The 24,266-nt window shown below is 72.4% G+C and carries 19 protein-coding genes and 1 pseudogene; 10 read left to right on the forward strand and 10 right to left on the reverse strand.

Annotation, left to right across the window (positions count from 1 at the left end; genetic code table 11):
• Positions 1 to 97 precede the first annotated feature (97 nt).
• Genes ACQPZ4_RS25275 through ACQPZ4_RS25285 form a run of 3 tightly spaced genes read left to right on the forward strand, consistent with a single transcriptional unit; the run spans position 98 to position 2,618 of the window.
• Positions 98 to 1,732, forward strand: coding sequence for an ABC-F family ATP-binding cassette domain-containing protein (locus ACQPZ4_RS25275; RefSeq protein ID WP_433065953.1), 1,635 nt, complete (start codon positions 98 to 100; stop codon positions 1,730 to 1,732).
• Complete coding sequence (locus ACQPZ4_RS25280) at positions 1,729 to 2,097, forward strand: pyridoxamine 5'-phosphate oxidase family protein (protein WP_433065956.1); 369 nt, start codon at positions 1,729 to 1,731, stop codon at positions 2,095 to 2,097. Before ACQPZ4_RS25275 ends, ACQPZ4_RS25280 begins: the two co-directional genes overlap by 4 nt.
• 11 nt (positions 2,098 to 2,108) lie before the next feature.
• The gene (locus ACQPZ4_RS25285) at positions 2,109 to 2,618 is read left to right on the forward strand and encodes an NUDIX hydrolase (protein WP_433065958.1); all 510 of its coding nucleotides are present in this window, start codon (positions 2,109 to 2,111) and stop codon (positions 2,616 to 2,618) included.
• A 54-nt stretch (positions 2,619 to 2,672) separates the two neighbouring features.
• Here the strand turns inward: ACQPZ4_RS25285 and ACQPZ4_RS25290 are convergent, their stop codons facing one another.
• The 3 genes and pseudogenes from ACQPZ4_RS25290 to ACQPZ4_RS25300 all read right to left on the reverse strand — a co-directional run.
• Entirely contained in the window at positions 2,673 to 3,998 is a 1,326-nt protein-coding gene (locus tag ACQPZ4_RS25290) for a hypothetical protein (protein WP_433065960.1), read from the reverse strand.
• Between the two features lie 20 nt (positions 3,999 to 4,018).
• Complete coding sequence (locus ACQPZ4_RS25295; RefSeq protein WP_433065962.1) at positions 4,019 to 4,531, reverse strand: MFS transporter; 513 nt, start codon at positions 4,529 to 4,531, stop codon at positions 4,019 to 4,021.
• A 521-nt stretch (positions 4,532 to 5,052) separates the two neighbouring features.
• Positions 5,053 to 5,622, reverse strand: a pseudogene (locus ACQPZ4_RS25300) (MFS transporter); the annotation flags it as partial.
• A 40-nt stretch (positions 5,623 to 5,662) separates the two neighbouring features.
• Between ACQPZ4_RS25300 and ACQPZ4_RS25305 the strand changes: the two are divergent.
• Positions 5,663 to 6,142, forward strand: a complete 480-nt coding sequence (locus tag ACQPZ4_RS25305) for a MarR family winged helix-turn-helix transcriptional regulator (RefSeq protein ID WP_433065965.1) — start codon at positions 5,663 to 5,665, stop codon at positions 6,140 to 6,142.
• A 602-nt stretch (positions 6,143 to 6,744) separates the two neighbouring features.
• Positions 6,745 to 8,562, forward strand: a complete 1,818-nt coding sequence (locus ACQPZ4_RS25310; protein WP_433065968.1) for a tetratricopeptide repeat protein — start codon at positions 6,745 to 6,747, stop codon at positions 8,560 to 8,562.
• A gap of 48 nt (positions 8,563 to 8,610) precedes the next feature.
• Here the strand turns inward: ACQPZ4_RS25310 and ACQPZ4_RS25315 are convergent, their stop codons facing one another.
• The 3 genes from ACQPZ4_RS25315 to ACQPZ4_RS25325 all read right to left on the reverse strand — a co-directional run bounded on the left by ACQPZ4_RS25315 (position 8,611) and on the right by ACQPZ4_RS25325 (position 12,324).
• Entirely contained in the window at positions 8,611 to 8,766 is a 156-nt protein-coding gene (locus tag ACQPZ4_RS25315; RefSeq protein ID WP_223092164.1) for a DUF6131 family protein, read from the reverse strand.
• A gap of 193 nt (positions 8,767 to 8,959) precedes the next feature.
• A complete protein-coding gene (locus ACQPZ4_RS25320) occupies positions 8,960 to 10,912 on the reverse strand; it encodes a VWA domain-containing protein (protein ID WP_433065971.1) in 1,953 nt (650 codons plus the stop codon).
• A 2-nt stretch (positions 10,913 to 10,914) separates the two neighbouring features.
• Complete coding sequence (locus tag ACQPZ4_RS25325; RefSeq protein ID WP_433065973.1) at positions 10,915 to 12,324, reverse strand: sigma 54-interacting transcriptional regulator; 1,410 nt, start codon at positions 12,322 to 12,324, stop codon at positions 10,915 to 10,917.
• A gap of 103 nt (positions 12,325 to 12,427) precedes the next feature.
• Here ACQPZ4_RS25325 and ACQPZ4_RS25330 point away from each other — a divergent pair, with 103 nt between their 5' ends.
• Complete coding sequence (locus ACQPZ4_RS25330; RefSeq protein ID WP_433065975.1) at positions 12,428 to 13,465, forward strand: NYN domain-containing protein; 1,038 nt, start codon at positions 12,428 to 12,430, stop codon at positions 13,463 to 13,465.
• A 325-nt stretch (positions 13,466 to 13,790) separates the two neighbouring features.
• On the opposite strand, the gene ACQPZ4_RS25335 is transcribed toward ACQPZ4_RS25330, so the two are convergent.
• Complete coding sequence (locus tag ACQPZ4_RS25335; RefSeq protein WP_433065978.1) at positions 13,791 to 15,563, reverse strand: MFS transporter; 1,773 nt, start codon at positions 15,561 to 15,563, stop codon at positions 13,791 to 13,793.
• Positions 15,564 to 16,052: 489 nt separating this feature from the next.
• Positions 16,053 to 16,607 carry a hypothetical protein gene (locus ACQPZ4_RS25340; protein WP_433065981.1) on the reverse strand — a complete coding sequence of 185 codons (555 nt, stop codon included), beginning with the start codon at positions 16,605 to 16,607 and terminating at the stop codon, positions 16,053 to 16,055.
• Between the two features lie 67 nt (positions 16,608 to 16,674).
• Between ACQPZ4_RS25340 and ACQPZ4_RS25345 the strand changes: the two genes are divergently transcribed.
• Both ACQPZ4_RS25345 and ACQPZ4_RS25350 read left to right on the forward strand, forming a co-directional pair.
• On the forward strand, positions 16,675 to 17,049 hold the full coding sequence (locus ACQPZ4_RS25345; protein WP_433065984.1) for an FKBP-type peptidyl-prolyl cis-trans isomerase: 375 nt from the start codon (positions 16,675 to 16,677) through the stop codon (positions 17,047 to 17,049).
• A 417-nt stretch (positions 17,050 to 17,466) separates the two neighbouring features.
• Positions 17,467 to 18,117 (forward strand): adenylate kinase, encoded by a 651-nt coding sequence (locus tag ACQPZ4_RS25350; RefSeq protein ID WP_433065987.1) that lies wholly within the window; start codon positions 17,467 to 17,469, stop codon positions 18,115 to 18,117.
• A gap of 96 nt (positions 18,118 to 18,213) precedes the next feature.
• Here ACQPZ4_RS25350 and pgm read toward each other — a convergent pair whose 3' ends face one another.
• Complete coding sequence (pgm, locus tag ACQPZ4_RS25355; RefSeq protein ID WP_433065990.1) at positions 18,214 to 19,845, reverse strand: phosphoglucomutase (alpha-D-glucose-1,6-bisphosphate-dependent); 1,632 nt, start codon at positions 19,843 to 19,845, stop codon at positions 18,214 to 18,216.
• A gap of 61 nt (positions 19,846 to 19,906) precedes the next feature.
• On the opposite strand from pgm, the gene ACQPZ4_RS25360 reads away from it, so the two are divergent.
• Positions 19,907 to 20,422: a DinB family protein gene (locus ACQPZ4_RS25360; protein WP_433065993.1), complete on the forward strand. Its 516-nt coding sequence runs from the start codon at positions 19,907 to 19,909 to the stop codon at positions 20,420 to 20,422.
• A gap of 33 nt (positions 20,423 to 20,455) precedes the next feature.
• Here the strand turns inward: ACQPZ4_RS25360 and ACQPZ4_RS25365 are convergent, their stop codons facing one another.
• Positions 20,456 to 20,887, reverse strand: a complete 432-nt coding sequence (locus tag ACQPZ4_RS25365) for an SPW repeat protein (RefSeq protein ID WP_433065996.1) — start codon at positions 20,885 to 20,887, stop codon at positions 20,456 to 20,458.
• 340 nt (positions 20,888 to 21,227) lie between these two features.
• On the opposite strand from ACQPZ4_RS25365, the gene ACQPZ4_RS25370 reads away from it, so the two are divergent.
• Entirely contained in the window at positions 21,228 to 24,161 is a 2,934-nt protein-coding gene (locus ACQPZ4_RS25370; RefSeq protein ID WP_433065998.1) for a glycoside hydrolase family 48 protein, read from the forward strand.
• Positions 24,162 to 24,266 lie beyond the last annotated feature (105 nt).

Consider the following 24,266-nt stretch of genomic DNA (forward strand, 5'->3'; position numbering starts at 1 on the left):
CTACTCCTCGATCCCTGGCGGGGCGCGGCGACCACCCCGATCACGCACCAGGCAGACTAACGACCGGGTACGACAATTTCCGGAGGATCGAAACAACGTGGCAGCAACCCTGGTGGTCAAGGAACTCGCGGCCGGGCACGGCGACAAGGCCCTGTTCAGCGGCCTGGATCTGGTCGTGGCCCCCGGCGACGTGATCGGCCTGGTCGGCGTCAACGGGGCCGGCAAGTCCACGCTGCTGCGCACGGTCGCCGGGCTGGTGCCCCTCGAACACGGCACCGTCCAGCTCAGCCCGCCGACGGCCACCATCGGGTACCTCCCGCAGGAACCCGACCGCCGCCCCGGCGAGACCCTGCGCGCGTTCCTCGCGAGGCGGACGGGCGTCGCCGAGGCGCAGGCCCGGATGGACGCCGCGGCCGAGGCACTGGGCGGCGACGAGCAGGCGGCCGAGGAGTACAGCATCGCCCTGGAACGCTGGCTGGCGCTCGGCGGCGCGGACCTCGACGAGCGGGCCGAGGCGACCGCGGCCGACCTGGGCCTGGCCGTCGACCTCGACCTGGAGATGACCGCGCTGTCCGGCGGCCAGGCGGCGCGCGCGGGCCTGGCCAGCCTCCTGCTGTCGCGCTACGACCTGTTCCTGCTCGACGAGCCCACCAACGACCTGGACCTCGACGGCCTGGACCGGCTGGAGCGCTTCACGCAGGACCTGCGGGCCGGGGCGATCATCGTCAGCCACGACCGGGAGTTCCTGACCCGCACCGCCACCGCCGTCCTCGAGCTCGACCTGCACCAGCAACAGACGCACCTGTACGGCGGCGGGTACGCGGCCTACCTCGAGGAACGCGACATCGCGCGGCGCCAGGCGCGGGAGCGCTACGAGGACTACGCCGACACGAAGTCCGACCTCGAGGCGCGCGCCCGCATGCAGCGCGCCTGGATGGAGAAGGGCGTCAAGAACGCGCGCCGCAAGCAGCCCGACAACGACAAGATCGGCAAGTCGAAGCGGATCGAGTCGACGGAGAAGCAGGCGGCGAAGGCCCGGCAGACCGAGAAGCTCATCGAGCGCCTCGACGTGGTCGAGGAGCCGCGCAAGGAGTGGCAGCTCAAGATGGAGATCGCCGCCGCGCCGCGGGCCGGGGCGGTCGTCGCGACGCTGAGCTCCGCGGTGGTACGCCGCGGCACGTTCACCCTCGGGCCCGTCGACCTGCAGATCGACTGGGCCGACCGGGTCGCGATCACGGGCGCGAACGGCTCGGGCAAGACCACCCTCCTCGCGGCGCTGCTCGGGCGGCTGCCGCTGGACGAGGGCCGGGCCCACCTCGGCCCCGGAGTGGTCGTCGGCGAGGTGGATCAGGCGCGGCGGATGTTCGAGGGCGAGGACTCGCTGCTGGATGCGTTCCGGCAGGCGGTACCGGAGCAGAATCCGGCGGACGTGCGGACCCTGCTGGCCAAGTTCGGCCTGCGGTCCGGGCATGTGCTGCGCCCCGCCGCCAGCCTCTCCCCCGGCGAGCGGACCCGCGCCGCGCTCGCGCTGCTGCAGGGCCGGGGCGTGAACCTGCTCGTGCTCGACGAGCCGTCCAACCACCTGGACCTGCCGGCGATCGAGCAGCTGGAGTCGGCGCTGGACTCCTATCCGGGCACGTTGCTGCTGGTCACCCACGACCGGCAGATGCTCGAGGCGGTGCACACGAACCGGCACATCCGGGTCGAGGACGGCAAGGTCACGGCGTCGTGAGCGAGCTCGAGGAGTTCTGGACCGAACGGCACCTGTGCACCGTCACCACGATCCGCCGCGACGGTACTCCGCACAGCGTCCCGGTCGGCGCCACCTACGACCCCGCGGCGGGCATCGCGCGCATCATCACGTCGGGCACCTCCCAGAAGGTGCGCAACCTCGCCCACAATCCGCGCATCGCGATCTGCCAGATCGACGGCCGGCGCTGGAGCACCGTCGAGGGCACGGCGACGGTCGAGTCAGACCCCGCACTGGTACGGGAAGCCGAGGCGATCTACGCCCGCCGGTACAAGGTTCCGCGGCCGAACCCGGCGCGGGTCGTGATCGTCGTCACGGTACAACGGGTGCTCGGCACGTATCGGTAAGGTCGCGGCTCATGGCGATGTCTGAATATCTGCGGAACCTGCGCAAGCACGTCGGCCACGACACCGTCCTGCTGCCGGGCGTGTCGGCGGTGATCTTCAACGCCGCCGGGGAGCTGCTGCTCGGCCGGCGCAGCGACACCGGGCGCTGGTCGCTGCTGGCCGGCATGGTCGACCCCGGCGAGCAGCCGGCCGACGCGATCGTGCGCGAGGTGCGCGAGGAGGCCGGGATCGAGATCGCGGTCGAGCGGATCGCCGGGGTCGCGATGCACGCCGTCACGTACCCCAACGGCGACCGGTGCGACTACATGAACGTGTGGTTCCGGTGCCGGCACGTCTCCGGGGAGGCCCGGGTCGCCGACGACGAGTCGCTCGACATGCGCTGGTTCGCCCTCGCCGAGCTGCCGGACATGGAGGCGTTCGCGCGGCTGCGGATCGATCGGACGCTGCGCGACGAGCCGGAGGCGTGGTTCACCGCCCCCGGCTCCACGCATCCGGTCCTCGTTCCGCGCAACTCCGTCTGAGGCCAGCCTTATTTGCGGCTTTTGACGGCTTTGCGGCTGACGGCTTTCCGCTTACTACGGCGCCGGCGGCCAGCTCGGTCCGGGCTGCTGTTGCTGCGGCGGCGTGGCCGGCCAGCTCGGGCTCTGCTGCGGCGGCGGCGAACCCGGCAACGGCGGGAACGCCGGCGGTGCGGACGACGGCGGCCCGTAGGTCGGCGGCGCGGAAACAGGCGGCGCGGACGAGGGCGGCGCGGACGACGGTGACACATACATCGGCGGCGCGGAAACGGGCGGCGCGGACGTGGGAGGAGCCGAGACGGGCGGTGCCGCCGCCGGGCTGATGGGCGTCGGCGGGCCCCATGGACCCGGCGCCTGCAGGGTGGGCGGCGCCTGGCCCGGAGCCGGCGGGTACAGCTGCTGCGGTGGCGGCGGGAACCCTGGCGCCGCCGCGAACTGCGCAGCCGGCCGCGCCACGACGAACGGCGAGGCCCGCCGCCCGATCAGCTCGATGATCCACACCACGAGCACGCCGAGCAGCCCCAGCAGGCCCTGCAGCGTGAAGACGACCCAGGCCCCGCCGCCCTCCAGCGCCACGAACCGGCGGGCCGCGTCGAGGATGACCACGGCCAGTACGACGCCGAGAATGCCGGCCCGCCGGCCGAACGGGCTCACGCCCGCGAGCATCGCCGCCACCAGCGCGGCCAGGGTGAAGCCGTTGTCGGCGGGGGTGGAGGCGCCGACCTGCATCGCGAGCACGACGCCCGCGAGGCCGGCCAGGAAGCTCGACCCGACCACGCCGACCAGCGCGCCGACGAACTTCGAACCGCTGAACGCGCCCGCCTCGCCGCCGCCCGGGCGGTTGGCGGTGAGGAAGCGGCGTACCGGCGGGATCGCGAACACCACCCCACCCGCGATCGACACGACGATGAACCCGGCGCCCCAGGTCCAGAACGTCTCGGGCCGGTCGCGCAGCGGATGCGTCTGCGCGTCGCTGAGCCCGAGGGTGAGACCCTGCACCAGCAGCCCGCCGACGAGCGTGACGGCCCACGCCGGCACCCCGGTCAGCCCGGCGAGCAGCGCCAGCACCACGCCCGCCCCGAGCACGGCGATGAGCGCGACGCCGATGTTCTGGTCGACGTACAGGTACATGGCCAGCCCCGCGAGCGGCCCGACGGCCAGGTTCGGGGTGCCGGTGCGCAGCGACAGCGCCAGCCCGCTGGTCGCGAAGCCGAGCGACGCGATCCCCAGCCAGATCCCGCCGGACGAGTAGAGCACCTCCGCCCGGTTGTACAGCGCGATGGTCAACCCGATCGCGGCCAGCAGGAGGACGACCTCCCAGACGAGGTTCGGCAGGAGTTCGCGTAACGGCCGGACCGGCGGCGGCGCGCTGACATCGCTCATGCCGGGCAACATACCGTGCATCAGGCCATGTGGCGCGGCAGCAAGATACTCAACCCCGCCAGCGCGACCCCGATCCCCGCCGCCGCGGCGAACACCGCCCCGAACCCGTCCAACGTGGCGAGCACCGCGAGCCCGAGCATCGCCCCGGCCTGGTTCGCGGTGCTGGCCACCCCGCCCGCGGTCCCGGCCTCCCCGGCGGGCACCCCGGCCGTCGCCGCCGCCATGAGCGCCGGAAACAGCACCCCGATCCCGGCCGCGACGAGCACCGTCGGCCCGAGCACCCCGCTGAGATAGTCGTGCGGGGCAGCCGCCAGCCACCCGAACCCGCCAGTGAGGAGCGCGGACCCGCACAGAACAAGAGCCTTCAACCGCCGCACTTGTACCGTCGCCACGCGCGCCACCACCACGAACACCACCGCCGCCGGCGTCTGCCCGAGTCCCGCCTGCAGCGCTGTGAACCCGAGCGAGTTCTGCAGCAGCTGCGCCGAGAAGTACCACAGCCCGATGGCCGCCGCCCCGAACAGCACCAGCATCCCGTTCGCGACGGCAATCCCCGGCCGGGCAAGGACCCCCAGCACGTCGAGCCGCCGCACCCGAGTCCCCCGCCCGCCGGGCAGTTCCGCCACCTCGAGCCGCCGCCGACGGGCACCCCCTGCCGCCGGTCAGCCACCCCGGACGAGCGCTCCGGCCACCGGGCAGCGCGACGACCGGCTCCGGCGCGGCCGCGGTGACTGCGGACGAGCCTCCCGCGCGATCGCTCGGCAGGGCGGGCGGCGCGGGCACGGACGAGCGCCGCGCCCCGGTCGGCGGGCAGGGCGGCAAGCTCGGCCACGGTGACCGCGGGCGAGTGCCGCGCCCGGTCGGCGGGCAGCGCGGCAAGGTCGGCCACAGTGACCGCGGGCGAGCGCCGCGCCGCGTCGGCGGGCAAGGCGGCGAGCTCGGCCACGGTGACCGCGGGCGAGCGCCGCGCCGCGTCGGCGGGCAAGGCGGCGAGCTCGGCCACGGTGACCGCCGACGAGCGCCGCGCCCGGTCGGCGGGCAGGGCGGCGAGCGCGGCCGCGGCGAGCAGTGCGCCGATCGGGACGTTGATGAGGAACACCCAGCGCCACGACAGCCCGGTCGTGATCGCGCCGCCGGCGAGCGCCCCGGAGATCCCGCCGACCCCGCCGGCCGCCGACCAGGCCCCGAACGCCCGGGCCCGGGCCGCCCCCGCCGCGAACGCGGTGTTGATGACGGCCAGGGTCGCCGGCGCGAGCAGCGCGGCCCCGACCCCCTGCGCGGCCCGGGCCCCCACCAGCACCGCGGCCGTGGGAGCCAGGCCCGCGGCGAGGCTGGCCGCGGTGAACAGCAGCACCCCGGCGACCAGCGCCCGCCGGTGCCCGAACCGGTCGGCCGCGCGGCCACCGAGGAGCAGGAGGGCGGCGAAGCTCAGCAGGTACGCGTCGACGACCCACGCCAGCCCCGCCGCCGTGAACCCGAGCTCGCGGCGCACGGACGGCAGGGCGACGTTGACGATCGAGGCGTCCAGGATCACCACGAACTGCGCCGCGCAGACGAGCGGCAGGACCAGCCAGGCGGTTCTCGGCACGATGGCGCTCCCCGTGTAGGATTTGGTTATGCGCATAACGTTATGCGCATAACCTTTTCTGTCAAGGGAGGCCCTCGTGGACTTCGCCGCCGCCGACGCGCTCAACCAGGCGATCCGGCTGCTGAGCCTGCGCCACCGCGCCCGGGCGGCCGCGCTGCTCGCCCCGCTCGGCCTGCACCCGGGCCAGGAGGCGCTGCTGCTCGAGCTGGACCGGACCGGCCCGAGCATCCAGGCCCAGCTCAGCGACGCCCTCGGCTGCGAACCACCGAGCGTCACGCTGATGACGAAGAAGCTGGAGGCGTCGGGACACATCCGCCGTACCCCGGCGCCGGCGGACAGGCGCGCCACCGTCGTCGAGCTCACCGGCTCCGGCCGCGCCCTCGCCGCTCAGGTCAAGGCCCTGTGGTGCGACCTCGCCGACGAGACGGTCGCGGGCCTGGACGCCGCCACGGTCTCGGCACTGCCGGACGTGCTCAACGCGATGACCGCCAACGTCGACGCGCAGACCCGCCGCGGCAACCGCTCCGCCGGCTCCGGGCCGGCAACCGCACGCTGACGACGCTCGCCCACCGCGGCAACCGCCCCACCGGCTCCGGGCCGGCAACCGCACACCGACGACGCTCGCCCACCGCAGCAACCGCCCCACCGGCTCCGGGCCGGCAACCGCACACCGACGACGCTCGCCCACCGCAGCAACCGCCCCACCGGCTCCGGGCCGGCAACCGCACACCGACGACGCTCGCCCACCGCAGCAACCGCCCCACCGGCTCCGGGCCGGCAACCGCACACCGACGACGCTCGCCCACCGCAGCAACCGCCCCACCGGCTCCGGGCCGGCAACCGCACACCGACGACGCTCGCCCACCGCGGCAACCGCTCCACGACCGCGCCGGGCGATCGGCGCCACGGTCATCGCAGCGGCCGGGCAACCGCCACGCCCATCGCAACGGCCGGGCAATCGCCACGGTCATCGCAACGGCGGGGCAGTCGCGGCGGGCCGGCGATCGGCGGCGCGTGGGCCAGCGGCGGCGGGCGCGGCGAGGGTCGAGGCGGCGGCAATCCGGCAAGGGTCGAGGCGCCGACGGCGAGGGTGGGTACGCAAAATCGGGCGGACGGGGCGGGTCACCGAAAGCGGGCGGAACGCAATACGCTCACGCAGTGACCGACGAGCAGCGCGACGACCCGATCGCGCAGGCCCACGGGGAACTCTCCCTGGCCCGCATCGCGCTCGCCGACGGCGACCTCGAACACGCGGCCGGCCACGTCGCCGGGGCCGTGGCCTGGGCGCCGCGCCTGCCCGAGGTGCACGAACTGCTCGCCGCCCTGGTCGCCCGGGCCGGGGACGAGGGGGCCATCGCGCTGTTCCCGATCGAGCAGCCCGCGTTCATCGGCGCCGTCGTCGCCCGGGCACACCTACAAGGGCGGCACGACCCGCTCGGCGGGCTGCGGATGCTCGCCCAGGCGACCCGGTTCGACCCCGCGCAGCCGTGGGCCGACGTGAGCTGGGTACGCGCCCTCGAACCGCGCCGGCTCGACCCCGACGACCTGGCCCGGCTGTTCGTCGCCGTCATGCCCGGGCTCGGCGACCCGGCCGAACCGGCGGTCGCGCAGGCGAACGAGGTCTACCTCGACCTGGCCCGCCGGGCCTGCGCCGCCCACCCCGCGAGTGCGCTGCTGCACGGGGCCGCGGCCGGGCTCGGGCGCCGGTTCACCGCCCTCGCCCCCGGCGTCCTCGCCGAGGCCGTGCGATGGGGCGCCCACGGCCACCGGCTGCACCCCGACAAGCTCACCGCGGTCTGGTACGCGTACGCGCTCAAGGCCGACGGCCGGTTCGAGCAGGCCATCCAGGTCATGCGGCAGGCCTGGCAGCAGCAGCCCGACGAGGTCGACCTCTGCGCCGACGTGGCCAACTGGCTGGCCGAGGCCGGGCGGCTCGACGAGGCCCTGGAGCTGCTGGACACCGCGATCAGGCGGGTGCCGGACTACGACTGTGCCGTACACACCGCCGCCCGCCTGCGGTTCCAGCGCGACGGCGACGTGCGCCACCTGGTCGCGCTCGTCGACTTCATGCGCGAGCACCCGGTCACCAGCCACGAGCACACCGACCTCGACGGCGCCTGCCGCGGCCGGCCCTGGCTCGGGCTCGTCGCCGGCCCGACCGAGTCCGTCGTGAACCTGCTCCGCCAGATCCCCCGCGACCAGCGCGACATGCGCGGCGTGGCGACGCTGACCGCGCTGGAGGTACCCAGCGCGCTGCGCCTCGTGCGCCGCGACGTCCCCGGCCTGTCGCTCACCATCGAGGGCGACCCGCCGCTGGACATGGTCGCGCCGCAGCGGCCCTTCGGACGCGCACTGTGGACGTATGCGGGGGTGTGGGCGGCACCGGCGGTACCGTCGCCGACAGCTCGCGCCGTGGAGATCCTGCGCGGGGTCGTCCGGCCCGAATGGCCCAACCCGGTCGCGGCGTACGACCATGCGCTGCCCCTCGGCCAGCTGCCCGCCGACGACCTCGTCGCGCTGCTCGTGCATCCCCCGTCCGGCACCGACCCCGGGCTGCCGGACGGGGTGTGGGAGCGGGCCTGCCAGGCGTACACCTGCTTAGGCTTGTTGCATTGTGAGGAGCTGCGGGCGGGGACCGAACCGGGCGACACGGCCCGCTCCCGGCGGCTGCTCACCGAGATCGCCTTCGGCGTCGAGGACTGGACCACCGAGGCGGCCGTGTTCGCGCTGGTCGTGGCCGCTTGGCTGGACCCCGCCTGCCGCGCCGAGGTGCGCGCGACGGTCGCCGAGCGGTTCCTCGACGCCGTGCAGCAGGCCCGCACGCGGGGCGTGACGATCGCCGAGTCGCTGGCCGTCCTGGCGCTGCGCACGCCGGGGATGGCGCCGGCCGTGACTTCCGTGGCGCGGGACCTGCTCAGCGCGCCGGAGACACCGCCGGTACCCCCGGTCAAGAAACGCCGCTGGTTCCGGCGCTGAACAGCAAGAAGGGCCGGCACCGGGCCGGCCCTTCTTTGCGCTCGCGGGTTACCAATAGTGACGGCGGCCGGCGATCGGACGGCCCACCGCGCCGAGAATCCACAGCACCGCGCCCACGATGAGCAGCACGATCCCGATCGTCTCGATGATGCCGACATGCAGGAACAGGCCGACGAGGAAGAGGATCAGACCAAGGACGATCATTTGTCAGCTCCCGGGAGGAGTGGGTACCGAAACCGATCTACGTAGATCTGATTACCCCTGCAACCCCGAATTCCAAACACGGTCCGCGCCCGTCTCACCCTCTTCTTCAAACGGATGAGGCGCGGTCCCGCCTTGCGGGGGAACCGCGCCGATCCGGCCTGCCGCTGGATAGCCACATGGCCATTGTCGGATCTCAGCCGCGGCGGCCCCGTCGGGCTCGCATGTAGTCCGAGACGACGTATCGGCCCAGGTCGTCGGCGTCGGGGGTGAAGACCCGGCCGCCGCTGCGGCGGGCCACCGCGTCGACGAAGCGGCGCAGGCCCGGGTCCTCGCCGAGCATGAAGACGTTCAGGACCGCGCCGTAGCGGGTGAGCTGGTCGACCTCGTGCACGGTGGCGCGGACCGTCTCGCGGGTCGAGGGCCACATGAAGAACGAGCTGCCGTCGTCCAGCAGGTGGGCGGTCGGCTCGCCGTCGGTCACGACCAGGACCACGGGGTCCGAGGCCGGGTGGCGGCGCAGGTGGCGGGCGGCCAGCTTGAGCGCGTGCTGCAGGTTGGTGCCCTGCACCATGTCCGGCTCGACGGCGGCGAGCTCTTCCTGCGAGAGCGTGCTGGCGTACCGGCCGAAGCCGATGATCTGCAGCGCGTCCTGCGGGAAGCGGGTCGCCACCAGGTGCGACAGGGCCAGGGCGGCCTGTTTCATGGGGCCCCAGCGGCCGTCGGCCATCATCGAGAAGGACAGGTCGACGCAGAGGGCGACGGCCGCCGAGACGCGCCGTTCGGTCTCGGCGATCTCGAAGTCCTCGACGTCCAGGCCGATCGGCAGGGTCGCCGCGCCCCCGGTGGCCTGGCGGCGCACGGCGTTGCCGATCGTGCGTACGACGTCCAGGGCCTGCTCGTCGCCGTACTCCCAGCGCCGCGACGCCCCGGTCAGCTCGCCCGCCGCGCCGGCGTCGCGCAGGTCGTGCTGGCCCTGGCGGCCGGCGTGCAGCTGGGCGAAGACGGTCCGCAGCGCGGTGCCGCCCAGCCGGCGCAGCGCCTTGGGGCTCAGGGTCAGCCCGTCGGCACCGCGGGTCACCCAGCCCTGGCGGCGCAGTTGCTGTTCGAGCTCGCGCAGCCGGCGTACGTCGTCGGCCGCCGACCGGCCCAGCTGGCGCTCGACCGCCTCGACGTCGACGTCGTCCAGGGTCGCGCCGGGGTGCTCCTGGCCGAGCTGGTCGAGCAGGTCGTCGAGGTCGCCGATCTCCTCCAGGGCGCCGGCGGCGTCGCCGTAGCCGAGGTCGTTCTCGCCGCGGACCCGCTCGCCCCGGCCCCAGTTGAGGTTGGGGCGCAGCGCGCGCAGGTTGTCGGTGAGGGCGGCGAACTCGCCGGCCATGTCGCCGAGCGACTGGGCCATGAGGTCCTGCAGCTCGGCCCGCTGCTGCGGCGAGAGCGAGCGCATGAGGCGCTCGCCGGCCGCGGCCCGCCTGGCCAGGGCGTCGATGAGCTCGTCGACGCTGTTCGGCTTCTCCGGGAAGAAGTCGCCGTGGCGGTTCATGAACTCGGCGAAGGCGTCGTCGGTGTTCTCGCCGCGGGCGTGCTTGGCCAGCAGCGCGTTGAGGTCCTGCAGCATCTCGCGCATCGCGGCCTGGGCCTCGGGGTCGCGCAGGGCCTGCTGCATGCCCTGGAAACGCTGCTCGACGACCTCCTGGCGGAGCTGGTCGAGGATCTGGTCGTAGAGCTGGCGCGCCTCGTCGGACGTCCAGTTGTAGTTCTTCAATTCGGAAACCGCCTGCGCCGTGGAGCGCGGCAGCGCGTCGAGCTGGGCTTCGGCGAACCTGGCGTCGTCGGTGTCCAGCCGGGTCAGCGCGTCCCGTTCGGTGGCAAGCGCTTGATCGAGCAGCTGCGACGCCCGGGTCACGGCCCCGTCGAGCTGGCCGCGGCGCATCGCCTCGCGGCGCATCCGGCGGGCCCGGGCGAGCAGGTCGTCGAGGCCCCGGCCGCCCTGCGGTCCGCGGCGCAGCAGGTTGCGCAGCGCGTCGCGCAGGCTGCCGCCCTCGAGGACCTCGTTGCCGACCTGGTCGACGGCGGCCCGCACGTCGTAGGGCGGGGCGAGCGGGTCGGGCCCGCCGCGCCACGCCCCGTAGCGGAACCTGTTGTGGCGCAAGATCAGCCTCCGTACACGGTGCGGCCGTCGTCGGTGAGGTCCTTCGACAGCCGCCGGGTCAGGTGCAGCCCCTCCAGGGCGAATTCGACGCCCGCGGCCGCCTCGCCGCGGCTGGGCGCGTCGCCGAGCCCGAGACGATCCAAAACCTTGGCCAGACCCGGCACGGTACCGACCTGGCGCAGGATCTCGTCCGCCGCCGCCAGCTCGCCGGTCTCGATGACCTGGCCCTCGGCGACGAGGTCGGTGAACCCGGACAGGTCCAGCCCGGCCAGCCGCCCCCGGAACGTCTCCGCGGTCGCGGTGCGCAGCAGGTGGGCCAGGATCTCGATCTCCCGCCCCTCCTCACCGCTGTCGAACTCGACCTTGCCCCGAAGCGTCGACGTCACCGACTCGGTGTCGCCGATGCGGGCCACCGGCAGCTCCTCGCCGAGCAGCCCGGCCCGGCGCAGCGCCGACGCGGACACGGTCTCGGCCGCCGCGATCGCGAACCGGGCCGACACGCCCGAGCGGGCGTCCACCGACGGCGACTCGCGGACCGCGCGCGTGAAGCGGGCGATCACCTCGATGACGTGGTCGGGGACCTGTGCGACGAGCTGGGCCTCCTGCCGTACCAGATCCATCTCGAGCTCGAGATCGAGCGGGTAGTGGGTCCGGATCTCGGCCCCGAACCGGTCCTTGAGCGGCGTGATGATCCGCCCGCGGTTGGTGTAGTCCTCGGGGTTCGCGCTGGCCACGAGCAGGATGTCCAGGGGCAGCCGCAGCTGGTAGCCGCGGACCTGGATGTCGCGCTCCTCCAGCACGTTGAGCAGCGAGACCTGGATGCGCTCGGCGAGGTCGGGCAGCTCGTTGACGGCGAAGATCCCGCGGTTGGTGCGCGGCACGAGTCCGAAGTGGATGGTCTCCGGGTCGCCGAGGGTCCGGCCCTGCGCGACCCGGATCGGGTCGACGTCGCCGATCAGGTCGCCGACGCTGGTGTCGGGGGTGGCGAGCTTCTCGCCGTACCGGACGGAGCGGTGGATCCAGTCGACCGGCAGCGCGTCGCCGGCCTCGGCGGCCAGCCGGCGCGAGGCGGGCGTGATGGGCTCGTAGGGGTGCTCGTTGAGCTCGGACCCGGCGATGATCGGCGCCCACTCGTCGAGCAGGTGGATCAGGCCCCGGATGACCCGGGTCTTGCCCTGGCCGCGCTCGCCGAGCAGGACGACGTCGTGCCCGGCGAGGATGGCGCGCTCGAGCTCGGGCAGGACGGTGTCGTCGTAGCCGACGATGCCGGGGAAGCGCGGCTCGCCGGAGCGCAGCCGGTCGAGGAGGTTCTCGCGGAGCTCCTCCTTCACGGTGCGGAACCGGTGGCCGCTCGCCCGGAGTTCGCCTGCCGTGCGGGGAAGGTCCAGGGGCTGGTCTGGCGTCACAGTCACGTCTCCGAACCCTATCTCGCCTCACCCGGTTTGCGTGGGCTCCTGGCAACGGGCTCAGCTTCACTCAGTACCATCACAGGCTGTTATATCGAAGATCTCCCCCATGGAACTGTCGAAGTTGCCGGCGTGGGGTGCGGGGGCCTGGTCCGCCGCGTACGGGGTCCTGGCCGTGGTCTGGTGGGCGGGCGGCGGCTCGTATCCGTTCGGGCCCGTCGACGACGACCACCGGTCCGCGTCGCTGCTGGAGGGCGCGCCGGTGGGCGTGGTCGCGCCGATCATGGCCGGGGTGTGCCTGGGCGGGGTGGTGCTCGCGGTGTACCTGGCCCGCGGCGGGGCCGGGCGGCGCGCGTTGATCGCCGCCTGGAGCCTGGCCGCGGTGCTGGCGCTGCTGCTGCCCGACTACTCCTTGCTGGCCTTTCTCGCCTTCTCGCCCGTGCTGGTGGTATTCGCATTCACGGGAGTGCCGGGGCCGCAGGACGGGTTGGGCGACATCATGTACTGGCACCGGACGAACCTGATCATCCTGTTCGCCGGGGGCGTGTTGTGGGCTGTTGCGGCGCTGATCGCTTCGCGGCGCGCCCGGGGTGCGTGCCTGCGGTGCGGTGGCGGGTCGCCGGTGCCGCGGGGCACGCTGCTGCGGTTCGGGCGGCGGGCCGTGCTGGTGTCGCTGCTGGCGCCGCTGCCGTACGAGGTCACGCGGATCGCCTGGTATCTCGGGGTGCCGCTGGGGATTCCGGACGACTTCCTCGCGATGATGCAGGACACGCCGGGGATGCTCGAAGTTGGGCTGGGGTGTGCGGCGGCCTCGCTGCTGGGTGGGGTGCTGACCCACGGGCTGGTCGCGGCGTGGGGTGAGCGGTTTCCTCGGTGGGTCCTCGGGCGGGGCGGGCGGCCGGTGCCGCCGATGCTTGCCGTGGTGCCGGCGCTGCTGGTCGCCGTGGTGCTGGTACCGGCCGGGTTGATGAACCTCCGGCTGTCGATCACGCCGTCGACGTGGGCGATTGCTGGGCCGGGGGTGCTGTGGACGGTGTGGGGCGTGGCGTTGGGGGCGGCTGCTGTGGCGTATCACCTGCGGCGGCGGCCGGCCTGTCCGCACCGGCCGGCGCCGCGGCTGGTGTCCGGCGTCGTGCCTGAGGTCTGAGGCCGCCTGCCCTGAGGTTTGACGGCCGCCGGGCCGATGGTCGCCGCGGGTTCGTCGCCACGGTGCGGGTCTGGCGGCTTCCCCGGCGGCGCACCTGAGGTCTGACGGCTGCCGGGCCGATGGTCGCCGCGGGTTCGTCGCCGCGGGTTCGTCGCCGCGGGTTCGTCGCCGCGGGTTCGTCGCCGCGGGTTCGTCCGCCGCGGGTTCGTCGCCGCACGTTCGTCGCCGCGGGTTCGTCGCCGCGGGCCGGTTGGGCCGCCTTTCCGGGTTTCGTTCGCCGCCGCCTCGAGGGTCGCCGCGGTGCGGGGCCGGCGGCCTCCCGGGCCTAGTTCGCTGCCTCCGCGGAGGTCAGCGGGGGCAGGTGGCGCAGCATCCGGTACGTCACCACGGCCAGCCCGACAAGCACCACCGCGGCGACGGCGGCGACCACGTGCAGGCCCGCCGTGGAGGCGTCGCGGGCGGCGGCGAGCACCCGGGCGCCCATTTCGGCGGGCAATGTGGCGGCCACGGTGGTCGCGGCCGTCGCCGTGTCGTGGACGCCGGCCGCGCCGGGCAGGCCGGCGGGGACCTGGACGACGCTGCGGTACACGGCGGTGCCGAGGCTGCCGAGCAGGGCGATGCCGAGCGCGTACCCGAACTCGCCGGAGACCTCGTTCAGGGCGCCCGCCGATCCGGCCCGCTCCGGTGGGGCGGAGCCGAGGACGATGCCCGTGGCGAGGGTGACCATCGGGCCCATGCCGAGATTGCTGATCACGAACGCCGTGACGATCGGCAGCGGGCCCGCACCGGCCGGGATCAGCACGACGAGGGCGGCGCCGACCGCCGAGAGCAGCAGGCCGCCGGCGATGAGCCGGCCCTGGGGTACGCGGCGCGCCAGCAGCGGCGAGACCTGGAAGCTGATCGCGCTGGCGATGGCGGCGGGCAGGATCCACAGGCCGGCGGACTGCGGGGTCAGGCCGTCGACGAGCTGCAGGTGCTGGGTGATGAAGACCATCATGGCGCCGGTGAGCATGGTGCCGACGAACATGCCGCCCAGCGCCGCGGCGAACGCGCGATCGCGGAACAGCCGCAGGTCGAGCAGCGGCTCGCGGGACTTTCGGGCCTGATCGATCGCGGTCCTCGGGACGGTCGCCACCTGGGCCCGCCCGCGCTCACGCCCGCTCGGCCCGGCCTGATCAGAATCCGCCGCAGATAGCGGTGCGGGTCGATTGGCGGTGCGGACGCGCGCGCTCGGCGCGGCCCGATCAGCGTCCGCCGCCGGCAGCGGTGTGGGTCGAGTGCTGGTGCCGACGCGGGCGCTCGGCGCAGCCTGATCAGCGTCCGCCTCTGGCAGCAGTGTGGTGCGATTGCTGTTACCGAGCTGCAGCTGGCGGCGGACGAACACGACGGCGAGCGTCAGGCCGAGCAACAGGGCCGCGCCCGGCAGCGGGTGCCAGCCGTCCCGGGCGAGCTCCTTGATGCCGTAGACCGCGGGCAGGATGGCGGCGAGGGAGAGGCCGACGCTGGGCAGGTCGAAGCGGCCGGCGCCCGGGTGGCGCTGTTCGGGCAGCAGGAGCGGGCCGAGGATCAGCAGGAGCAGCATCGGCGGTACGCCCAGCAGGAACGCCGAGCCCCACCAGAAGTGCTCGAGCAGCAGGCCGCCGACGACCGGGCCGATGATGGCGCCGCTCATGAAGCAGACCATCCACACGCCGATCGCGAGGCCGCGCCGGCGGGGGTCAGGGAACAGGCCGCTGATCAGGGCCAGCGCCGACGGGGCGAGGGTGGCACCGGCGATGCCGAGCGCGGCGCGGGCGGCGATGAGCATGGCCGGGCCGCTGCTGTACGCGGCGACGATCGACGCCGCCCCGAACGCGGCCGCGCCGAGCAGCAGGAGCCGCCGCCTTCCGATCCGGTCACCGAGCGTTCCCATGGTGATCATGGAGCCGGACAGCAGGAAGCCGTAGACGTCGAGGATCCACAGTTGCTCGGTACTGCTGGCGTGCAGGTCGGCGCCGATCCTGGGCATGGCTAGGAGCAGCACGAAGACGTCGATCGAGACGAGCAGGGCCGGCAGCGCGAGAACGGCGAGGCCGAGCCAGGGCGAGCGTTGCTTCATGCCAACCGGTCGGAGCCGCTCCCCCGTCCTCGACATCCCCGGGCCGACGTCGCCACCAAGATTCTCGGCGGATTACCGAATTATTGGATTACCGGTTACTGGAATTCGGTAATCGAGCCGCCGTCGCTCAGCGTGACAACCGGGCGCGAAACGATCGAGAGGCTGCCCGTCCAGCGGCTGTTCACGGTGATTATGCCGCATCCGGAGACCACCACGCCCGATCGCACATCGTCGAAGGTCCCGCCCCGCCGATGCCAGCCTGCGGACGCGCGGCCCGGAGACGCGCGGCCCGGAGACGCGCGGCCCGGAGACGCGGCCCGGAGACGCGCGACCCGGAGACGCGCGACCCGGAGACGCGCGACCCGGAGACGCGCGACCCGGAGACGCGCGACCCGGAGACGCGCGACCCGGAGACGCGCGCCCCAGAGACGCGCGACCCGGAGACGCGCGACCCAGAGACGCGCGACCCAGAGATCGACAGCGGAGGCGTCAGTCCTGGAAGCGGACATCCAGCCAGGACGTGAAGCCGTGCCAGGTGGCGGTCGGGTCGTGGCGCTGGTAGTACTCGCTCGCCGCCTCGCCGCCCAGGCGCACCATCGCCACCGCCGAGCAGGTGATCACCGCGGTGACCGTGAGGCCCTGCTGGGCGGTGTACCACAGTGGGAGCAGCGGCTGCAGGTGGTCGAGCTGGTGCTGGGTGTCGGGCATCAGGACCGAGTCCGGGCTGTAGACGACGCCGAGCAGCAGGGACAGGTTGACCGCGAGCAGGGTCCAGCCGACCACCGTACGGGTGTACGGATTGCGGCGCGGCACGGCCATCGCCGCTCCCGACAGGATCATCGCGAGGCCGCCGGCCAGGATCAGGGCGCCGGTCAGATGGACGTACACCGTTTCGACGAGCATGGCTTCGATGCGGGTCCACGGGCCGAGGTCGTCGACCAGGCGTTCGTAGCGCAGCACCAGGCAGCCGGCTGTCGCGGCCTGGCCGAGCTCCAGCACGGCGCACGCCGTCACCGACCAGAAAGCCACCCGGACGGGATGCACACGCCGACCGTACGACGGGATAGGGCAGGATGGAGCCGACGTTTCGTAACGAAGAGGAGTCAAGCGCATGGCGCTGAGCAAGCCTGAAGTGACGCTGCCCGACGGCCCGCCGCCGGCCGATCTCGTCATCGAGGACATCACGGTCGGTGATGGAGCCGAGGCCCAGCCCGGGCAGCAGGTGAGCGTCCACTACGTCGGCGTGGCCCTGTCGACCGGCAAGGAGTTCGACGCGTCCTGGAACCGGGGCGGCACGTTCGACTTCGGCCTGGGCCGGGGTCAGGTCATCACCGGCTGGGACCGGGGCGTGGCCGGCATGCGCGTCGGCGGCCGCCGCAAGCTGGTCATCCCGCCACACCTGGGCTACGGCGACCGCGGCGCGGCCGGCGTGATCAAGCCGGGCGAGACCCTCGTCTTCGTCGTCGACCTCCTGGGCACCAACTAAGCCGAAGGCGCACCCACCGAAGACGAAGGCACACCAGCCGACGGCGAAGGCGCACCAGCCGAAGGCGAAGGCCCACCCACCGGAGACGAAGGCGTACCGGCCGAAGACGAAGGCGCGCGGACCGAGCTGAGACGAAGGCGCGCGCGAGCAAGAACCAGAACGTCAGGCGCCGATCGACACGCCCGGACACCTGTCCGGGAACCGGCCGCCGACCACATGGCGGGACAGGAAATTCTTCCGAACCAGGTGGTCAACGCCTCAAGAAGCACGCTCATTCCCGGCTGGCGGGAAACAATTCCTTCAGCCGGGCATGTGCAAATTCACAGTCGTCCCACAGCCCACGCACGAGATCGAGATGCGATGCTGGACCATCGGCGGCGGCGCCGAAATCAGCGGGGCATACGAAGGGGTGTGCAGATGACGATGCAGTCGGCGGCACCGCGGTCGAAGCGAATCCTGATGGTCGGCGCGCCCGGCGCCGGAAAAGGCACCCAGGCCGACGCGATCGCGAAGCAGTTCGGCATCACGCATATCGCGAGCGGCGATCTGCTGCGCAAACACATCGCGGACGGCACGACCATCGGCAAGACCGTCGAGGACATCGTCAACAAGGGCGAACTGGTCCCGGACGCCGTGATCATGGACATGCTGCGCAAGCCGGTCATGGCGGCCAGCGACACCGGCGGCTACGTGCTCGACGGGTTCCCGCGCACGGTCGAGCAGGCCGAGGCCGCCTACCGCACCGCCGGCAACCTGGGCGTCGGCGTCCAGATCGCCGTACACCTGGAAGTGCCCGAGGAGGAACTGATCCGCCGCCTCCTGGCCCGCGCCCGCGGCGCCGACGACACCGAGGACGTCATCCGGCACCGGATCAAGGTGTACGAGGAGAAGACCCGCCCGCTGCTGGAGTACTATGCCTCCCGCGAACTGCTCCTGCAGGTCAACGGCGCCCGCCCGGTCGCCGAGGTGACCTGGTCGATCATCGTGCAGCTGCAGCGGGCCTTCAAGCAGCCCAAGACCCACGTCAGCGCCGTCCGCCAGGCCACCGCCGACAAGGCAGTGGCCTGACGCAACGCCGAACCAAAAAGCACAAGCGCGAACCAAAAAGCACAAACGCGAACCAAGAGCACAAACGCGAACCAAGAAGCACGAACGCCAACAGCGTCAGGCCGCAAGCGCCGCCGACACCACGTCACGCGCCTCGGACTGAATCTGCGCCAGGTGATCCGGGCCCTTGAACGACTCCGCGTACACCTTGTAGACGTCCTCGGTGCCCGACGGCCGAGCCGCGAACCACCCGGACTCCGTCACCACCTTCAGCCCGCCGATCGCGGCCCCGTTCCCCGGGGCCGCGGTCAGTTTCGCCGTGATCGGCTCCCCCGCCAGCGAGGTCGCGGTGACCTGCGACGGCGACAGCTTCCCCAGCACCGCCTTCTCCTCGCGGGTCGAGGCCACGTCGAGCCGCGCGTACGCCGGCTCCCCGTGCCGCGCCACGAGATCCGCGTAGTGCGAGGAAGGCGTGCGCCCGGTCCGCGCGATGATCTCCGAGGCGAGCAGGCACAGCAGGAGGCCGTCCTTGTCGGTCGTCCACACCGACCCGTCGCGGCGCAGGAACGACGCCCCCGCGCTCTCCTCGCCGCCGAACGCCACCGACCCGTCGAGCAGCCCCGGCACGAACCACTTGAACCCGACCGGCACCTCGATCAGGGTCCGCCCCAGGTCCGCCGCCACCCGGTCGATCATCGACGACGACACGAGCGTCTTGCCGATCGCGGCCTGCGGGGACCAGCCGGAGCGGTTGCGGTACAAATAATCGATCGCCGTGGCCAGGAAGTGGTTGGGGTTCATCAGCCCCGCGTCCGGCGTCACGATCCCGTGACGGTCCGCATCCGCGTCGTTGCCGGTGGCGACCTGGTACTCCGAGCGCCGCCCGATCAGCGAGGCCATCGCGTTCGGCGACGAGCAGTCCATCCGGATCTTGCCGTCCCAGTCCAGGGTCATGAACCCGAACGCCGGGTCGACCAGCGGGTTGACGACGGTGAGGTCGAGCCCGTACCGCTCGCCGATGTACGCCCAGTACGCCACGCTCGCCCCGCCGAGCGGGTCGGCGCCGATGCGCACCTTCGCGCCCGCGATCGCCTCCATGTCGATCACCGAGCCGAGGTCGTCGGCATACGACGCCATGAAGTCGTAGCGCTGCGTGGTGCCGGCCGCGAGGGCCTGCGCGTACGTGACCCGCTTGACCCCGGAGAGGCCGGCCCGCAGCAGCTCGTTCGCGCGGTCCTGAATCCACTTGGTCACGTCGGTGTCGGCCGGGCCGCCGTTGGGCGGGTTGTACTTGAAGCCGCCGTCGTCGGGCGGGTTGTGCGACGGCGTCACCACGACCCCGTCGGCGCCCCGGTGCCGGTTGACGAGGATCGCGTGCGACACCGCCGGCGTGGGCGTGAACCCGTCGCGGCTGTCGATGAGCACGGTGACCCCGTTCGCCGCGAACACCTCCAGCGCGCTCACCGTCGCCGGTTCGGACAGCGCATGGGTGTCGCGGCCGAGGAAGAGCGGTCCGGTGTACCCCTGGCCGGCCCGGTAGTCGCAGATGGCCTGGCTGGTGGCGACGATGTGGTCCTCGTTGAACGAGCCGCGCAGGCTCGATCCGCGGTGACCCGAGGTCCCGAAGGCGACCTGCTGGGCGGGGTCGGCCGGATCGGGGTGTACGGCGTAGTAGCTGGTGATGAGCCGCGGCACGTCGACGAGGTCGGAGCGCTGCGCGGGCTGCCCTGCGCGGGGATGGACGGACATGCTGCATACGTTGCCATGCCACCCGGCCGCATGCGCGGCGGACCGGCCGTACGATCACCTCATGACCTGGGTCGCGCCCGAACCACCGCCGTTCGGCGGCTCGCTCGTCGCCGATGAGCGCACGCTGCTCGAGGGCTTCCTCGACTGGCAGCGCGCCGTACTGGCCGGCAAGTGCACCGGACTGACGGGCCCGGAGCTCGCCGAGGCGGCGGTACCCCCGTCGACGCTTTCCCTGCTGGGACTCGTCCGGCACGTGACCGACGTCGAGCGCGAGTGGTTCCAGGCGCGCTTCCACGGCCGCTCAGTCCAGTACACCTACAAACGGCCGGACGCCAAGGACGCCGCGTTCGACGAGGTCGATCCCGCCCACGCCGAGCGGGACTACCGGCGGCTGATCGACGAGTGGCAGGCTTCTCGAGCCTCGGTCGCGCAGCACGCCCTGGACGACTTCTTCGAGGACGAGCAACGCGGGCCGATGTCGCTGCGCGCGATGTACCTGCACCTCATCCAGGAGTACGCGCGGCACAACGGCCACGCCGACCTGCTCCGCCAGCGCATCGACGGCGAGACCGGCTGAGCCCGCAGCGGGGCCCAGCCGGGCCACCGTCCGTCACCTCTTCCGGGCCATCATCGCCGGCCGCATCGCGACGAGCCCGAGGGCTACCGTGACGATGCCGATCAGGATGTTGCTCCAGATCGCGCCGCCCGAGGCGTAGCCGCGCTGGATGACGAACGGCGCGATGATCGTCCACACGCCGAGCGCCACCGGCACCCACGTCAGGCCGTGCGTACGGCCGTAGGCGACGGCGAACCCGCCCGCGAGGACGGCGATCGCGATGCCGCAGATGAAGTTGTTGACGGACAGGTTCGCCTCGAAGGGCGGGAACCCCACGATCCACGGGGACACCGCGAGGTAGAGCCCCGCGAGCACCAAGGCGCCGTCGGTGATGCGCGCCGCCGGCGTCTCCGAGACCGTGTCGTACCGGGCACGCATCTCGACGATGTCCGGATGCCCCTCGAGGTCTGCGATGGGTCGGACCATGACGACCCCCTTCCGGTCGGATGAGGGTGGGACTAACCCGCTTTGGCGCGAACTAACCCGGCCGGGAGGGCGAACTATCAGGAGACCGGGCGCGGCGCTGTATGGCCGCGCCCGGCGGGTTTCGCGTGGGAGCCGCGAGTGGGGGTTCGGCATCACCTCCATGGAGATCGATGGGTGCCGAGACCGTAGCGCCGCTTGTCCCGGGAGCGCTCCCATGCCAGAATCCTCGTCACCTCGCGGATGGGAGCCGCCGGGGCACTGCCAGCAATGGCCTTGCACACCAAAGCCATTGCGCTGCCGAGTGCCCGTTCCCCGGTACGTAACTTTCACGAGGAGCGAGATGTCCACACCCCAACGCGGGCCGAAACGCCGGCTCCGCGCGTTGGCCGTCGGCGTACTGATCGCCGGCGCCTTCGTCGCCCTGCCGGCCGGCACCGCACATGCCGCGACCGGCTGCTCGGTGACGTACACCGTGCGCAGCCAGTGGCCCACCGGCTTCACCGGCGACATGGTCGTCACCAACCTGGGTGACGCCGTGACCAGCTGGAACGTCAGCTGGACGTACGCCGGCAACCAGACGCTGACCCAGAGCTGGAACGGCGACTTCACCCAGTCCGGCAAGAACGTGACCATCCGCAATGCGGCCTGGAACGGCAACCTGCCCTCGGGCGGCACCGTCAACCCGGGCTTCAACGCGAACTACAGCGGGACGAACACCAACCCGACGGCCTTCTCGCTCAACGGCACCCCGTGCACCGGCCCGAACCAGGCGCCGACCGTGTCGCTCACCGCGCCCGCGGCCAACACGCGCTACTCGGCGCCGGCCACGATCCCGATGACCGCCTCGGCGAGCGACCCGGACACCGGCGACTCGATCGCGAAGGTCGAGTTCTACCACGACGGCCTGTTGCTGGGCACCGACACCAGCGCCCCGTTCACGTACAACTGGACGGGCGTGCCGGCCCAGTCGGCGGCGTACAGCCTGCAGGCCAAGGCGTACGACAGCAAGGGCGCGGTGGGCACCTCCACCGCGGTGCCGGTCTTCGTCGACCCGGTGACCGGGCCGTCGATCGTCGCCACGCCCACCTCGGTGAGCGTGCCCGAGGGCAGCTCCGCGACGTTCGCGGTGAAGCTCAACCAGGCGCCCACGGCGACCACCACCGTGGCCGTGAGCAAGTCGGGCGACACCGACCTGACCGTCGCCCCGGCGTCGCTGACGTTCACCACGGCGAACTGGAACACGGCGCAGAACGTGACGGCGTCCGCGGCCCAGGACTCGGACACCACGAACGGCACGGCGACGGTCACGCTCAGCGCGAGCGGCTGGCAGTCGGCGACCGTGACGCTGAACGAGAGCGACGACGACGTGGCGGGCGGCGTGTACGTGCAGCGCTTCCTGGAGCAGTACAACAAGATCCACAGCAGCGGGTACTTCTCGTCCGAGGGCGTGCCGTACCACGCGATCGAGACGCTCGTCGTCGAGGCGCCGGACTGGGGCCACGAGACGACGTCGGAGGCGTTCAGCTTCTGGATCTGGATGGAGGCGCAGTACGGCCGGGTGAAGGGTGACTGGGCCCCGTTCAACAAGGCCTGGGACACGATGGAGAAGTACATCATCCCGACCCACGCCAACCAGACGACCGGCGGCTACAACGCGAGCGACCCGGCCGACTACGCGCCCGAGGCGGACCAGCCGAGCCTGTACCCGCAGCAGGGCGGCCACCTCGACTCGTCGGTGAAGGTCGGTGCCGACCCGCTGTACAGCGAGCTGACCTCGACCTACGGCAACACCGACATGTACGCCATGCACTGGATCGAGGACGTCGACAACGTCTACGGCTACAGCTCCTGCACGCCGGTGTCGGGCTCGAAGGTGTCGTTCATCAACACCTACCAGCGCGGCCCGCAGGAGTCGGTGTGGGAGACCGTCGCCCACCCGTCCTGCGAGACGTTCGCCTACGGGGCCAAGCAGAACGGCGGGTACCTGCCGCTGTTCATCGACGGCACCCCGGCCAAGCAGTGGCGCTACACCGACGCCCCGGACGCCGACGCCCGCGCGGTCGAGGCGGCCTACTGGGCGCTGCAGTGGGCCACGGCCCAGGGCAAGCAGGCCGACGTGGCGGCGGTCGTCGCCAAGGCGGCGAAGATGGGTGACTACCTGCGCTACGCGATGTACGACAAGTACTTCAAGAAGCCGGGCTGCACCTCGACCGCGTGCGCGGCCGGCACCGGCAAGGACTCGGCGAACTACCTGCTGTCGTGGTACTTCGCGTGGGGCGGCGACGCGGGCGGCGCGTGGTCGTGGCGCATCGGTTCCAGCCACAACCACCAGGGGTACCAGAACCCGCTCGCGGCGTGGGCGCTGTCCAACGTCACGGCGCTGACCCCGAAGTCGTCCTCGGCGAAGGCGGACTGGCAGACCAGCCTCGGCCGCCAGCTCGAGTTCTACCAGTGGCTGCAGTCCTCCGAGGGCGCCTTCGCCGGCGGGGCGACGAACAGCTGGGGCGGCAGCTACTCGCAGCCGCCGTCGGGCACGCCGACGTTCTACGGCCTGTTCTACGACGTCCAGCCGGTCTACCACGACCCGCCGTCGAACCAGTGGTTCGGCTTCCAGGCGTGGTCGATCGAGCGGGTCGCGGAGTACTACTACGCCACCGGCGACACCAAGGCCAAGGCCATGCTCGACAAGTGGGTCAGCTGGGCGATCGCCAACACGACGTTCAGCGCCAACGGCGACTTCCAGATCCCGGACACGCTGTCCTGGAGCGGCGCGCCGAACACGTGGAACCCGTCGAGCCCGCAGGCGAACACCAACCTGCACGTGACGGTCGTCAACAAGGGCACCGACGTGGGCGTGGCGGCGGCGTACGCGCGGCTGCTCACCTACTACGGCGCCAAGGCCAACAACACGGCGGCGAAGACCACGGCCAAGAAGCTGCTCGACGGCATCTGGCTGCACACCGACTCGCAGGGTGTCGGCATCCCGGAGACCCGGACCGACTACAACCGCTTCGACGACGTGTGGTCCTCGTCCAACCAGCAGGGCCTGTACATCCCGTCCGGGTACAGCGGCGTCATGCCCAACGGTGACGTGATCGCCCCCGGCAAGTCCTTCCTGGACATCCGCTCCTTCTACAAGAACGACCCGAACTGGCCGGCCGTGCAGTCCTACCTCAACGGCGGCTCGGCCCCGACGTTCACGTTCCACCGGTTCTGGGCCCAGTCCGACATCGCGATGGCGATGGCCGACTACGGCCTGCTGATCGGTTCCTGACGCACCACGCGGGCGCCCCGTCGACTCCGGCGGGGCGCCCGCTCTCTTTTCAAGCGCAACGGGCTGCGTTTGTACTGCCTGTGCCGGCGTTATGCTGGCCTGGCT

The sequence above is a fragment of the Dactylosporangium sp. CS-033363 genome (genome assembly GCF_050942475.1).
Classification (GTDB): Bacteria; Actinomycetota; Actinomycetes; order Mycobacteriales; family Micromonosporaceae; genus Dactylosporangium.

Coding starts and splice junctions, on each gene's coding strand:
- ACQPZ4_RS25285 (WP_433065958.1), top strand. CDS start 2,109: ATGGCGATGTCTGAATATCTGCGGAACCTGCGCAAGCACGTCGGCCAC.
- ACQPZ4_RS25290 (WP_433065960.1), bottom strand. CDS start 3,998: ATGAGCGATGTCAGCGCGCCGCCGCCGGTCCGGCCGTTACGCGAACTC.
- ACQPZ4_RS25295 (WP_433065962.1), bottom strand. CDS start 4,531: ATGCTGGTGCTGTTCGGGGCGGCGGCCATCGGGCTGTGGTACTTCTCG.
- ACQPZ4_RS25315 (WP_223092164.1), bottom strand. CDS start 8,766: ATGATCGTCCTTGGTCTGATCCTCTTCCTCGTCGGCCTGTTCCTGCAT.
- ACQPZ4_RS25330 (WP_433065975.1), top strand. CDS start 12,428: ATGGAACTGTCGAAGTTGCCGGCGTGGGGTGCGGGGGCCTGGTCCGCC.
- ACQPZ4_RS25335 (WP_433065978.1), bottom strand. CDS start 15,563: ATGAAGCAACGCTCGCCCTGGCTCGGCCTCGCCGTTCTCGCGCTGCCG.
- ACQPZ4_RS25345 (WP_433065984.1), top strand. CDS start 16,675: ATGGCGCTGAGCAAGCCTGAAGTGACGCTGCCCGACGGCCCGCCGCCG.
- ACQPZ4_RS25350 (WP_433065987.1), top strand. CDS start 17,467: ATGACGATGCAGTCGGCGGCACCGCGGTCGAAGCGAATCCTGATGGTC.
- pgm (WP_433065990.1), bottom strand. CDS start 19,845: ATGTCCGTCCATCCCCGCGCAGGGCAGCCCGCGCAGCGCTCCGACCTC.
- ACQPZ4_RS25360 (WP_433065993.1), top strand. CDS start 19,907: ATGACCTGGGTCGCGCCCGAACCACCGCCGTTCGGCGGCTCGCTCGTC.
- ACQPZ4_RS25365 (WP_433065996.1), bottom strand. CDS start 20,887: ATGGTCCGACCCATCGCAGACCTCGAGGGGCATCCGGACATCGTCGAG.
- ACQPZ4_RS25370 (WP_433065998.1), top strand. CDS start 21,228: ATGTCCACACCCCAACGCGGGCCGAAACGCCGGCTCCGCGCGTTGGCC.